The sequence below is a fragment of the Klebsiella oxytoca genome, from assembly GCF_009707385.1.
Lineage (GTDB): Bacteria > Pseudomonadota > Gammaproteobacteria > Enterobacterales > Enterobacteriaceae > Klebsiella > Klebsiella oxytoca_C.
In genome coordinates this window covers 4,641,555-4,654,087 of sequence record NZ_CP046115.1, presented here as the reverse complement: position 1 = coordinate 4,654,087, position 12,533 = coordinate 4,641,555, and the positions used below count along the sequence as shown (strand labels likewise).

12 protein-coding genes are annotated in these 12,533 nt (G+C 51.3%); 9 read left to right on the top strand and 3 right to left on the bottom strand.

The features are described from left to right. Window positions 1-18: 18 nt before the first annotated feature. Window positions 19-1,236, bottom strand: a complete 1,218-nt coding sequence (locus GJ746_RS21665; RefSeq protein ID WP_195908767.1) for an alpha/beta fold hydrolase — start codon at window positions 1,234-1,236, stop codon at window positions 19-21. Between the two features lie 492 nt (window positions 1,237-1,728). Here GJ746_RS21665 and GJ746_RS21660 point away from each other — a divergent pair, with 492 nt between their 5' ends. The 7 genes from GJ746_RS21660 (at window position 1,729) to GJ746_RS21630 (ending at window position 9,103) form a co-directional block, all read left to right on the top strand. Then, on the top strand, window positions 1,729-2,148 hold the full coding sequence (locus tag GJ746_RS21660) for a winged helix-turn-helix domain-containing protein (protein WP_195908766.1): 420 nt from the start codon (window positions 1,729-1,731) through the stop codon (window positions 2,146-2,148). A gap of 245 nt (window positions 2,149-2,393) precedes the next feature. Then, window positions 2,394-2,954, top strand: coding sequence for a fimbrial protein (locus tag GJ746_RS21655; protein WP_154682038.1), 561 nt, complete (start codon window positions 2,394-2,396; stop codon window positions 2,952-2,954). 48 nt (window positions 2,955-3,002) lie between these two features. After that, window positions 3,003-3,734, top strand: a complete 732-nt coding sequence (locus GJ746_RS21650) for a molecular chaperone (RefSeq protein ID WP_154682037.1) — start codon at window positions 3,003-3,005, stop codon at window positions 3,732-3,734. A 43-nt stretch (window positions 3,735-3,777) separates the two neighbouring features. Then, complete coding sequence (locus GJ746_RS21645; RefSeq protein ID WP_154682036.1) at window positions 3,778-6,288, top strand: fimbria/pilus outer membrane usher protein; 2,511 nt, start codon at window positions 3,778-3,780, stop codon at window positions 6,286-6,288. Window positions 6,289-6,400: 112 nt separating this feature from the next. Continuing rightward, a complete protein-coding gene (locus tag GJ746_RS21640) occupies window positions 6,401-7,099 on the top strand; it encodes a helix-turn-helix transcriptional regulator (protein WP_154682035.1) in 699 nt (232 codons plus the stop codon). A gap of 21 nt (window positions 7,100-7,120) precedes the next feature. Further along, window positions 7,121-8,293 (top strand): fimbrial protein, encoded by a 1,173-nt coding sequence (locus GJ746_RS21635; protein WP_154682034.1) that lies wholly within the window; start codon window positions 7,121-7,123, stop codon window positions 8,291-8,293. A 108-nt stretch (window positions 8,294-8,401) separates the two neighbouring features. Continuing rightward, window positions 8,402-9,103 carry a molecular chaperone gene (locus GJ746_RS21630; protein WP_154682033.1) on the top strand — a complete coding sequence of 234 codons (702 nt, stop codon included), beginning with the start codon at window positions 8,402-8,404 and terminating at the stop codon, window positions 9,101-9,103. A 659-nt stretch (window positions 9,104-9,762) separates the two neighbouring features. Here GJ746_RS21630 and GJ746_RS21625 read toward each other — a convergent pair. Together GJ746_RS21625 and GJ746_RS21620 are read right to left on the bottom strand one after the other, a co-directional pair. Next, entirely contained in the window at window positions 9,763-10,692 is a 930-nt protein-coding gene (locus GJ746_RS21625; protein ID WP_154682032.1) for a nucleotidyl transferase AbiEii/AbiGii toxin family protein, read from the bottom strand. Next, a complete protein-coding gene (locus tag GJ746_RS21620; RefSeq protein WP_195908765.1) occupies window positions 10,679-11,461 on the bottom strand; it encodes a type IV toxin-antitoxin system AbiEi family antitoxin domain-containing protein in 783 nt (260 codons plus the stop codon). Before GJ746_RS21620 ends, GJ746_RS21625 begins: the two co-directional genes overlap by 14 nt. Window positions 11,462-11,861: 400 nt before the next feature. Here GJ746_RS21620 and GJ746_RS21615 point away from each other — a divergent pair, with 400 nt between their 5' ends. Both GJ746_RS21615 and GJ746_RS21610 read left to right on the top strand, forming a co-directional pair. After that, complete coding sequence (locus tag GJ746_RS21615) at window positions 11,862-12,089, top strand: hypothetical protein (protein WP_413773420.1); 228 nt, start codon at window positions 11,862-11,864, stop codon at window positions 12,087-12,089. After that, a complete protein-coding gene (locus GJ746_RS21610; RefSeq protein WP_154682031.1) occupies window positions 12,086-12,292 on the top strand; it encodes a helix-turn-helix domain-containing protein in 207 nt (68 codons plus the stop codon). The genes GJ746_RS21615 and GJ746_RS21610 overlap by 4 nt, the downstream gene beginning before the upstream one ends. Window positions 12,293-12,533 lie beyond the last annotated feature (241 nt).

Sequence of the window (12,533 nt, the reverse complement as noted above, 5' to 3'; positions counted from 1 at the left end):
CACCGAAGCATATATATACTAGCAAGTCTCCAGCCACTGCCGGATTTGCGCGGCGGTAATATCGCTATATTGATGAATCATGGAGAAATGATCTCCTGGAACATCGACCGTTATGGCTGCATTCGGCCATTGTGTTTGCCATGCGTTGCTATCAGACGTTTGCAAAGAAGGTAGAGGATCCCGACAGCGTATTAACATGGCTGGAGTACTAATTGGCGGCAGGCTCTGACCGGCCAGCAGCTGTTGATACCACGCGCTGGCTATCATCTGTTGATCGGCCGGCGGCATCGTCGACCACAGCGCGCCGAGGCTAAGCATTAGCGAATTCCTGAACTCAGGCGTCATGCTCCCGGAGGGATAACTGTCTATCAGAACCAGGGCGACAGGCTGAATGCTCTGAGACTCAAGGTGAGCGGCAAGAAGATGCGCCAGCACGCCGCCGCCGCTGTGTCCGACCAAAACGAAGGGGTGATGGTGCGAACTTTGCGCAATCGCATTCTGGTAATAGTCGAGCACCTGCTTGATTTGGCCCGGTAGCCTTTGTTCTGCGGCAAAACCGGGGTTAGGGAGTACCCAGACGTTTCTTTGCTGTTGAAACTGCGCCGCAAAATCTGCGTATTCAAATATCCCCATCGGTAAAAATGGCGCAACGCAATAAAGCTCCGGTTGATCCGGGCCGGTTGCTAGTTTGACGGCCGGGCTTCCCGCAAGCGGCAGACTGTCATGGGTGAGCCTGCCCGCCATAGCACCGATGATATCCAGCAATTGCTGACCATGCTCAAATTGCCGGGCGTTGAAGGCCCGGGCAACCTGTTGTGAAAGCATCCCTGCCTCAGGCGTCGGTATCCCGGTATCTTTCGTTGGCGTCGGGCGTTGGCTATCCGACGCAACCGGAGCGTGGTGCTTACCGGCAGCAGCTTGCCCGGTCTGCTGATAGAGATAGGCGATCAACGCATTCGGGGTTGGATAATCAAACAGCAGGGTTGGCGGCAATTCCAGATGGGTAACGGCCGCCAGGCGTTGTCGCAATATTACCGCCATCATCGAGTCCAGGCCTATTTCCTGTAACGAGCGGTCCGGGTCTATCGCGTGGCTGCTCTCAAGGTGCATGATTTTTGCGATGCCGCTATTTACGCTATCGGTTAATACCGCCCGGCGTTGTTCATCCGTTAATCCAGAGCGCCATGTGCTGCCATTCAGGATGAATATCAGCAGTACATCCTCCAGATATCTCATCTGGCTCGCCATCCTTCGGTGTCTGGCCTCTTTTTTAGTTTGTTATTCTTTTAATCTTATTTGTAATGGTTAATTAAACTGGTTTTTTAAATTTATTAGATTTCCATATTGGTTCTTGTCGACGGGTGTGGGGACTGAGCGTGGCTTAAACAAGGCAAAACGGATGATTCCTGAAACATTTATAGAGATTGCATTAAACAACTAATTAACAATCAGTCTAAGATTTTTCTTTATGAAGATAAAAAAAATTTACATCTTCATTGGGATTGGTCTTATTTTTCTGGAATTTTATTGAAATCAACCCGATTTTATTGAAGTTTTATTTTTTGTTTAAGATATTCAATGGAGTTTTATTTTGTTGCGGTTTGCTTTTTTGGCTTTTTTTACTTCACATATGTTTTTTTTATGACTTGGGTTCAATCAGAGTAACAAAAAGATATGATAAATATACAAAACGGAGCATCTGAATATGGAGCAGTTACGGACATGCATATGAATAAACTGTATGGATATCTTATCGATTCCTCTGTTCTTTATTTACCATTTCAACAGCAGCTTATTAGCCATAAGGGTAGCTCGTGCCAGCTAAGAAACACTATGGGCGAGCTGCTTTTTTATCTTATACAGCATGCTGGTAAAGGTGTTGTGACAGACGATGAAATCATTCTTAACGTTTGGGAAAAGAACGATCTCTCAGGTACCTATAATCGTCTGTGGCAGGTGATGCAGAATTTAAATAAAAAATTGAATAAGCTTGGTATTAAAAGCGAGTTATTTATGCGCGTCAGAGGGAAAGGGTACTACCTGATAAATGACAAGATAACGCCGCTGTATACGCGAAGCACCACAATAGATCGCGTTATTAATTTAACGGATGGTAAAAAGCAATTTAGTTATCGTAATGGTATTTAATTGCGCGTTTGATAGTTCATTAGGGTATTTTATCGATTAATGATAGATGTCAATATTATTTGACGCTGGGAACTATGGGGTGAGTTTTACTCCCGAAGCGTACCTGATATCGATAATAATACAGGGATGTCTTTAATTTAAATATGACCATCCACCATTTTTTGTATCAGCATTCATGATGCTGAGGCAGGGTTCTCTTTGCCTGAATCATGTAAAACCAAAAGTAATCAATTAAGGATAATTTTATGAAAAAGTCAGTCGTCAGTACCTCCCTCTTTGCTGTTTTCGCTCTCGCAGCATTTTCCGCCCAGGCAGCTTCCACCGGGACCATTACTTTTAACGGTGAGCTGACCGACACCACCTGCGAAGTGGATATTAACGGCCAGGGCTCCGACGCGACCGTCATCCTGCCGACCGTCGGCGTAAACCAGCTGACCGCCAGCGGCGACACCACCGGCCGTACTTCCTTCAACATGAACATCTCCGACTGCGTGATTGGCACCGAAGGCGGCCACTCTAAAGTCTCGGCGTTCTTCCAGCCGGGTAACACCGTTGATCTGAGCACCGGTCGTCTGAAAAACGTCGGCGGCAGCGCCACTAACGTTGACCTGCGCCTGCTGGATGCTTCCAACAGCTATGCGCCGATTAACGTAGGTAACACCGATCAGGTTGATGGCATGGCCTATGTCGACATCAACGCTGACGGTACCGCACTGCTGCCGTACGCCGTTGAATACTTCGCGAATGCCCAGACCACCCCGGGCACCGTCACCAGCAGCGTTGTTTACAACCTGCAGTACAAGTAATCCGTACCTCGGGGGGAGTCCGCTCCCCCCGCCATTCAGGAGTCCCGTATGGCCTTTTCAGCCCTTATCCGCACCCTTCCTGCCTCAGCCTGCCTGCTGGCTGCGGCCGTGTCCCTGCCAGCGTCGGCCAGCGTTATTATCAACGGCACTCGCGTGGTCTATGCCGGCCAGGAACGGGAAGTCGCCGTCCGTCTCACCAACACCGGAACTCTGCCGGTGCTGGTCCAGAGCTGGATAGACGACGGGGATATGAACGCCAGCCCCGACCGTATCCGTACCCCGTTCACCCTGATGCCTCCGGTGAATCGCATCAACGCCGACAAGAGCCAGACCCTGCGCATCAGCTACACCGGCGTCCCGGCCCTGGCACAGGACAAGGAATCGGTCTACTGGCTGAATGTCCTCGAAGTCCCGGCCCTGAAAAAAAATGAAAAAGATAACCGGCTTCAGGTCGCGTTTCGCACCCGTATCAAATTCTTTTACCGTCCTGCGGCCCTGGCCGATCGCGCTAAAGCCAGCGAGGCCGCCGATCGCCTGACCTGGTCCGTGTCGGGCAATAAGCTGACCGCCATCAATTCCTCTCCCTACTTTGTGTCGCTGGTCTCAATCTCCCTGAAAGGCGTCGGGAGTAAAGGCTCTGTGGAAGGCGAGATGGTGCCCCCGACGGGCCGCTACACCTTCACTCTGCCTGCCAACGTGCGCGCCGGGGCCGGCTCTGTCCTGACGTACGAGTACGTCAACGACTGGGGTGCCCTCAAGAAGGTCGATTACACCCTGTAACCCCGACAACCGTTTTATGGATCAGTCACAAGGAAAAAGCGTCATGCGTCTTCAGTGCGGATATTCATTTATTGCCCTTGCGGTCATGGCGGCCGTGATGAGCCCGACCCGGGCCGCTTTCGGGAGCGAGGACCTGACGTTCGATCCGGTCTTTCTGAACACCTCCGGTGAGGAGAAAATCGATCTGTCCCGTTTTGAAAACGGCGGCTCCGCCACGCCCGGAACCTGGTCAACGGATATTTTCGTTAACGGTGAATCCGTCACTCAGAGCCCGGTGTTATTTGCCGAACAGGCGGATAAAAAAGTGCGCCCCTGTATCACCGCGGACCTGATTAAAAATCTGAATATCAATTTCGATAAAGTCCCGGCCTCGTTTACCACCGCTCTCCGGGAGAACCGTGAGTGCTATAACCTTGAAGCATTATTACCCGGCGTCAGCATCATCTATGACTCCTCCACCCAGCGGCTGGATGTTGAAATCCCGCAGGCATTATTGCGTAATACCGCGCGGGGGTATGTCAGCCCGGCTTTATGGGATACCGGTATTCCGGCCGCCTTACTGGGCTACAACGCCAGCACCTACACCACCCGCTCACACGGCAGGGATTACACCTCTTCCTATATTGGCCTCAACGGCGGGCTGAATATCGGCGGCTGGTATTTCCGCCACGACGGTAACTACAGCCGTCAGCAGGGCAGCGGCGGCCACTATCAGTCCATCAACAATTACGTGCAAAAGGATATCTCATCCATCCTCGGCCGGGTGCTGCTGGGCGAAACCTCCACCGGCGGGCAGCTCTTTGACACGTTACCTTTTCGCGGCGTTGAGCTGGTCAGCGACGACCGGATGCTGCCGCAGTCCCGCCGCGGCTATGCGCCGGACATCCGCGGTATCGCGCGCACCAACGCCCGGGTCACCGTCCGCCAGAACGACCGCATTATCTATGAAACCACCGTGCCGCCCGGGGCCTTCGCGATTGAGGATTTATACCCCACCGGTTACGGCGGCAACCTGGATGTGACGGTCACGGAAGCCGACGGCAGCGTGCAGAGCTTCCGGGTGCCCTACGCGTCGGTGACCCAGCTGCTGCGTCCGGGCGCCCACCGCTATGACGTGGTGGCAGGACGACTGAACGACCCCGGCCTTTCCTTTAACCCGACGCTGTATCAGGCGACCTATCAGCGCGGGCTGTCGAATATCCTGACCGGCTACGCCGGTATTCAGGGCAGCGGCGCTGCCTACTATGCGGTGCAGCTGGGGATGGCTATCAGCACGGCTGTCGGGGCGTTTTCCGTCGATGTCACCCAGGCGCGGGTGCACCTGAATACCACGGAGGACACGGCGAACGGCGGCCAGAGCTACCAGGTCAGCTACAGCAAATATCTGCCCGATACCGACAGCAACCTGACTATCGCGGCGTACCGGTTCTCCACCGCCGGGTATTACGACTTCCAGACCGCCATGCGCGCCATTGATGAAGAGAAACGCGGTGGCCTGGCCTCCGGAATATGGCGTCCGAAAAACCGCCTGAACATCACCATGAACCAGGGGCTGGGGCCGGGACGGGGGCAGCTGTATCTCACCGGGTACACCCAGGATTACTGGAACAACGGCAAGTCTGACATTCAGTACCAGATGGGCTACAGCAATAACTTCGGCCGGGTGAACTATAACCTCAGCGCCGGACGCGTCAGAAACTACAGCGGGAAAATGGAAAACAACTTTCTGCTGAATATTTCCACCCCGCTGGGCGGATACGATAAGAAGCATGTGCCAATGCTGACCGCCAGTCTGAACAAAAGCGGCAACGGCCGCATGGGGGAGCAGCTGGGCCTTTCCGGCACCTACGGGGAAGACAACCAGTATAACTACGGTCTGACGGCGGCGAACTATAACCAGGGCACCGGCAGCAGCATGACCGCCAGCGGCGGATGGCGCACGCCTTACAGCCATCTGACGGCCAGCTATGGCGCCGGTCAGCATTACCAGAACAGCAGCCTGGCGGCCAGCGGGACGGTGATTGCCTGGCAGAACGGCGTGGTGGCCACGCCTTATACGGGGGACACCTTTGCCGTGGTCGAGGCGAAGGATGCGAAAGGCGCCAGAGTCGGCGGCTATCCGGGGCTGAAAATTGACCGCTTCGGGCACGCGGCTATTCCGTACCTGACCCCGTATGAAATGAACGAAGTCAGTATCGACCCGAAAGGGCTGTCACAGGACATAGAGCTCAGCAATACCACCGAGAAAGTCGCCCCGCACTGGGGCGCGGTCAGCAAGGTTGTCTTTAATACCCGCAAAGGGATACCGCTGCTGATTAACGCGCAGAATGCAAAAGGCGAACCGTTACCGTTCGGTGCAGAGGTGTTTGATGCCGCCGGCGCTAATGTCGGCAGCGTCGGGCAGATGGGGCAGATATATGCGCTGACGGAAGCCGCCGCCGGGCAGCTGACCGTCAGGTGGGGCAGCGGGGATAATGAACAGTGCCGGATAACCTATCGGGTTAACGAGGAGAAACCGTCCGGGTTCAGAAAGCTGACCGAAACGTGCAAATAAAAAGAAATGAAAAATCAGGGCCACGCTGCCAGGCCTGACTGTCACGGCGCCGGGCTCCTTGTTCATTCGCGCATAACGGTACGGCCGTTTAATTTCCGACAGGGATGACATTATGATTATCAATCACCTTACACAGACCACCGAAGTGAATATTCTGACCCTGAATATCTACCTGAAAAAGGCCCTCGAGTCGCTCATAGCGGAATGCCCGGCGGATGAAAAGCAGGCGCGCTCAGGGCCTCACCCTGCTTTTATTAACCAGCCTGAACATTTCAGGGTGGCCCTTATTGATACCGAATACATTTATACCCAAAGAGGGGCCTGGTATAAAATTTATAAAGAAATCATCAGGGCAGATTATTACGTTTTTATTTCCTTAACCGACATGAAGTTTGGCCGGGTTCCTTTCCTGCCGCTGTGCGGCCCGGTCGGTAAAATAAAGAAAGCGCTGCGGTATATTATCCACAGCGCCGGGCAGAAAAAGCACCCGTTAACCCGGAATAACCCGCTGGCCTCCCTGAGCCTTTCTGAAAAGGAGCTGTTCTTTTTTTTAATCTCGGGATACGACATGGATGAAATTTTTCTCGCGCTGGGCAAAAGCAAAAAAACGGTCTATCAGTCGAGAACCAGTTTAATGAAGAAGATGAGATTAACGAATAAAAAGGATTTGCATATGATGCTGAAGTTTTGTGAATTCGTTGAGTATTACACTTTCAGGGAAAGCACTCATGCCGCAGGCGATAATGCCTCTCTGGTTAACAATGGACGTTTACCGTTTCTCCCGAATCCGGTTGAACATGATATGCACTGACAGTAATTTATGAGGGTTTAAATGAAAGTGTCATTAACTATCACTCGTTTTTTTAATGCAAAAATACGACTAATAACGTGTCTGGGCATCGGTCTGGCCTGCCTGTTCACCTCTCAGGCCCGGGCTCTTCATTGTGAATTCACAGACCTTTTCACTGAGAACGTTTCAATTCCTGTTGTTGGTATTGGAATATCCACAGTCGGTGAAGATGTACCTGTAGGGAAAATTCTGTATAGTCAAGATTATTCTCCAATTCCCAGATACACAAATTATGCATGTACTGTAACCGTAGAAGATATAAGTAATGGCCCATATATGATGAACACCTATGCAACGGCGGAGGTTATGAGCACGCCTTCAGGGCCAGCAAATCGAGTTAATGGAAAGGATGTCTTTCCGACTAATGTTCCTGGAATAGGGGTGATTTTTTATACAAATGGTTCAAATTTTGACGTTAGCTCGTTTCCTGATACCTGGGAGCGCACTACGTCACTAGGTTATGGAACTCTGACTCAGGGGTTAGGTCAATTCAGTGCAGTAAAGATAGAACTTATAAAAACAGGGCCAATTCCGGTCGGCACACAGCAAGTCCAGGGGGCTTCATTTCCTTCATTCCGGTTTTCATCCGGGTCTAACTCCCCTTTTGTAGTAAATCATGTTTTTGTTAATCTTAATTTCACAGGAACGACAACCGTACATACAAAAACATGCCAGCTGGCAACATCGAATATTGAGGTAAATCTCGGCAACCATGCGGTCAGCGATTTTACTGGTCCAGGTACCGTTACTGAATGGAAAGATTTTGATATTGTATTAAAAGATTGCCCGCCGTTCTATGGTTATAGCAGTTATAGATACATGGAAAGTATCGACTATTTGAGCGGCTCAAATAGTAAAAACACTGTAGCAATTGGATTTAGAAGCGCTAACGGAGTTATTGAAGGTAACCCTGACCTGGCTAAGCTTGATAGTGGTATTGGTTCAGCTACTGGTGTCGGTATTGAATTATCACAAAGAAATGTATCCGGCAGCATACCGCTGGATGGTTCCGGCGAGTTTAACCTACCTAATCTTCTGCAGGAAGATAACGCCACCTATACCATCCCGCTGAAAGCTCGCTATGTTCAGTCTGATACCAGCGTCACGGCAGGGCCCGCGAACGGCTCCGTCGTTTTTACTATCACCTATCTGTGACCACGAGTTTATGAATATACCGTCATTTTATATGCAAATGAATTGAGTGGCTGGCTTATTAAACGTTCAGCCTGCCTGACCAGCGGGCCGACAAGGGAGAAATATACGATGCCTCGCAGCATATTTTACAGGCATATTGCCGTAGCGATTTTCGCTTTTTCTATGGTGTCTTCTGCTTTCGCGGATATCGTCATCACCGGAACCCGCTTCGTCTACCCGGAAAAAGAGCGCGAAGTAACGGTAAAAATTGATAATGTCGGAGATAAACCGGCTCTCGCGCAGGTCTGGATTGACGCCGGGGACCCTGATGCCACGCCGGAGACGGCCAGGGCGCCCTTTACGATTACTCCGCCGATTAACCGCATCAACGGCGGTAAAGGCCAGACGCTGCGCATGATATATACGGGAGAAAAACTGCCCGGCGATAAAGAATCCTTATTCTGGCTAAACGTGCTGGAAATTCCGGCGACAAAAAAAGAAAATAAAAACCAGCTGAAAATGGCGGTGCGTTCAAGAATTAAAATTTTTTACCGCCCCCAGGGACTTACTGGCAGCGCCAACCAGGCTGGAAAGTCAGTCGTCTGGAAAAAGGTCAATGGTGGAATTGAAGGCTCAAATCCTACCCCCTACTTTGTCTCCCTGGCGAATATCACTGAGGATAAAGAAGGGAAAACCGTGGTTGCCAACGGGGGAATGATTGCACCGGGAGGGAAGAGCGTTTTTCCCATGAAGAAGCGCCTTACGACGATTTATCCGTCCTATATAAACGACGAGGGCGCTATAGTGCCCGTAGCGCAGCAGATTAATTAGTCCCTGATAAAGGGCGATGATTAGCTTGAGCCCAGAATCCCTCATGTTGACGATGTAACTTGTATTGATGTCCGGTAACGACGAAGTTGAGGGCCGCATACGCGGCTTTAGCAGATACAGGAAGGGATAAAGCCGCTGTGCGGCGAATAATCGAACGTAGTGCGATGGAGAGTCCGGTCGCAGAAAAGCAAAAACCCAGCCATAGGCTGGGTTCTCTGAATAAGTGGTGCCGGACTTGGAATTATATCCACGATTAACGTACTGTTTGTATTTGGTTTTATTCACATTTCTCGTAAACAGCGCCCCCACGAAGGACCCCACAAAAAATCGCTTTGATTTTGTGAGGGTCATCGCGAAAAAAACGTCATTTTGAGAATGGGGGGGCGTTATATGTGGAGTCAAGTCCACATATAACGATTCGAGGTCCGCATATAACGGCGTGAAAAACATACTTACCTCACTCATGGGGTGTTGATTCGTTACCCCTGCACTGAGCTGTAAGTTGATATGTCGGATTAGGCACTTTTGAGATAATATTTGACAGTGTTAACTATTATTTATTGAATTACATAAATATTTTCATCAGTTTTTGAGATATAGCCATGAGGCCGTTGAGATAACCAAACATCATGGCTCAATCCATTCCCTCAGAACCAGAGCTAAAGGTACTGCTCCAGAACTCTCTCCAGCTTATTCACCGCCGCTGCATACTTGGCCGGATTCTTATCCTTCAGCACCTCCAGGTTACGCGACTTCCAGCGAATCGCTGGTAGGTGTTGAATTTCAGGATAGCGATACAGCGACCAGGCAGGGGTATTTTGCTTATAGCTGAGCAAGAACTGGCGATCTCTGTCCGTAAGATGCGATTTCAGCGCTTGTGGCAGCAAAGTCGTTACTGATAAAAGAGATTCCAGCGATGTTTCCTGCTGTGTCATGCCTGAAAATTCCTGTGCGTACAGGGTAGTGATCCGCGCTGTATCCCAGTTTGGTGCCAGCAGCTCGGTAATGGGGCGGGGATGCCCTGCCAGATAGCAAAGAAAACCGTCAAAGATCTCGCGCGTCAGGCCCGGCTTTTCCAGCATATTCAGCACGTCAAACAGATCGCGCGGATGCTGGCGGTCAAGCGCGGCGCAGATTTTACCGCCGTAAAGATCCGCCAGCGAGACGACATTCATGGTGGTGAAGCCATATTCCATTTCCACCTGTTCACATACCGGCATTTCTGTTGGTGGCAACAGTAGCCCACGCCAGACCGGACTCACCTCAATCTTTATCTTCGCATCGGCGGTATTGACGATGATGCGCTTTTCATCCGCTTTATTCTCCTGCCGGATCGCAGTGATCCCCGGTCTGCCGTTCAGCGATCCAGTAATACGCATCAAGGCGTCATTGATGGCAGCCAGATCGGTATCGCGATCCGCATAGGTCTTATACGCCAGATCGATATCTACAGACAGGCGAGGGAAATCCTGCACAAACAAATTGATTGCCGTGCCGCCTTTCAGCGCGAAGCAGGACTCCTTTGCCACATGCGGCAGGGCAGTCATTAATAGTCTGACCTGTCGGGCATAACTATCATGCAGATCCATCTTCGACTCCTTCCGGTTTAAATGCGCGGGGAACGGTGATTTGATAATCCGGCTCCAGCCAGCCGCCGGGAACGATTTGCCGCTTTCCCGAGCCTGTTTCTATACTGCTTTGATCGAGGTACTGAAAGTAAGGATGCTCATTGCGTCGGGCAAGATAGAGCATCACCCGGTTGGTTTTAACTGAATGGCTGGCACACAGCAAAGCCTGTAATTTTCGCGGGCTGAGAAGGTTCATCCCCTGAAACAGGGCGTCGGCATGTTCGAACGAGATTAGCGAAGGAACGCCGCAGGCGATCTCATACGCGGCCAGTTCAGGGACACTGCCTGCTAACAGTCGGTCACCGATTTTAAGTTGTGTCGTGAATGACGGTATATCAACGGTGAGGCCAGAGGTATACAACGTGACAAACGTCGCGGATTGTTCAAAGGTGACAAACCATCCCGGCAGTTTGACGTAAGCCGAGAGTGCGAGCCAGATTTGTTGTTTGCCCGGTTCGATATAGTGAGCGTGACCTTGTAGCACAAGGCTGGTCAGCCCCGCCACGCGAACCGGTTTTTCCCATTGCGTTTGCAGGCAGTAAACTGCATCCACCCAGTCCGGCTCACGGCCCGTCCTACAGTATACGCCGTGTGCGATCCGCCTGAGCCAGCCATTCTGGACATAGAGGTAAGAGAGCTTACGATCTATGCCGTTGCGGGCGAGCCATGACTGGAGCAACACCTGACCAGGTAGGGTATTCTGCATCAGCCAGTTTAGATAGTTTGGCAAATGTCGCCTCTTGATGGACAATTTTGAAAATTATTAAACCATTTTAAAATCATCAATCCAGCTTAGCAATATTAGGTTTGATTATTCTGTGATATGTCGCTTTTAAATCGACATATTCGTGAGAATATAAACTTCTGGTCGCGACAGGCAAGCGGACTCAAATGTATTCGGTCAGTTTAAGCGAAACGTGTAGCATAGACGCAAAGCTAAACAATAATCCCCCTACGGTTTTGCGAGGCGAATTCCAGATTAACATCACGCCTCGCTTGCCGTAATAAAACTGCTTACGGCCTGTAATTGATAGCGGTATCTTTTACCCGCACCTGCAAGTTCAGGTACCGGGTTTGAGGGCCTGACTATCAACGCAGACAGCCGCCGTTTTCCATAGTGCGGTTTTTTTGTGTCCTTCATACGCCCATATTATGGTGGGGCGTGTTCCGAATTACTTTGCGACTGCCCACTCACGCTGGCGCTGATTCTGACGGGGCGGGCGCTACTGCTGAAAATGGATCAGACGCTGACCGAATTAAAGTGTGAGCTGGTCTGGTGCTTTGCCGCTGAACTCAAGGCCCCGCGCTGGCTGCGTACCGCCAGCGGCGTAAAGTTTATTGATGGGGAGGGGGCATGATTCAACCAGACTGGCATTCCGCTGACATTATCGCTGGGCTGAGAAAACAGGGTACCTCGCTGGCCGCGCTGTCCCGTCAGGCTGGGTTGGCATCTTCCACATTGGCAAACGCCCTTAACCGCCATTGGCCCAAAGGGGAAAGGCTGATCGTCGAAGAGTTGGGCGTTGCGCCAGAGCAAATCTGGCCTTCACGCTATAACTAGCCAGATCAGGAATGGAAGCTCCATATTTCCATTCCTCAAAAAGCAAAAACCCAGCCATAGGCTGGGTTCTCTGAATAAGTGGTGCCCGGACTCGGACTAACGCCGGAGGCGTTGAACAGCGCGCTTGCCGCGCTGGCCCCGAAGGGGTGAGCCGCTGTGCGGCGAATAATCGAACGGAGTTCGATGGAGAGTCCGGTCGCAGAAAAGCAAAAACCCAGCCATAGGCTGGGTTCTCTGAATA

Bases quoted from the DNA above. Each gene is read 5' to 3' on its own strand.
- GJ746_RS21610 (WP_154682031.1), top strand. From the start codon at position 12,086: ATGATTCAACCAGACTGGCATTCCGCTGACATTATCGCTGGGCTGAGA.
- GJ746_RS21650 (WP_154682037.1), top strand. From the start codon at position 3,003: ATGGCCTTTTCAGCCCTTATCCGCACCCTTCCTGCCTCAGCCTGCCTG.
- GJ746_RS21625 (WP_154682032.1), bottom strand. From the start codon at position 10,692: ATGGATCTGCATGATAGTTATGCCCGACAGGTCAGACTATTAATGACT.
- GJ746_RS21640 (WP_154682035.1), top strand. From the start codon at position 6,401: ATGATTATCAATCACCTTACACAGACCACCGAAGTGAATATTCTGACC.
- GJ746_RS21660 (WP_195908766.1), top strand. From the start codon at position 1,729: ATGAATAAACTGTATGGATATCTTATCGATTCCTCTGTTCTTTATTTA.
- GJ746_RS21630 (WP_154682033.1), top strand. From the start codon at position 8,402: ATGCCTCGCAGCATATTTTACAGGCATATTGCCGTAGCGATTTTCGCT.
- GJ746_RS21665 (WP_195908767.1), bottom strand. From the start codon at position 1,236: ATGAGATATCTGGAGGATGTACTGCTGATATTCATCCTGAATGGCAGC.
- GJ746_RS21645 (WP_154682036.1), top strand. From the start codon at position 3,778: ATGCGTCTTCAGTGCGGATATTCATTTATTGCCCTTGCGGTCATGGCG.
- GJ746_RS21635 (WP_154682034.1), top strand. From the start codon at position 7,121: ATGAAAGTGTCATTAACTATCACTCGTTTTTTTAATGCAAAAATACGA.
- GJ746_RS21655 (WP_154682038.1), top strand. From the start codon at position 2,394: ATGAAAAAGTCAGTCGTCAGTACCTCCCTCTTTGCTGTTTTCGCTCTC.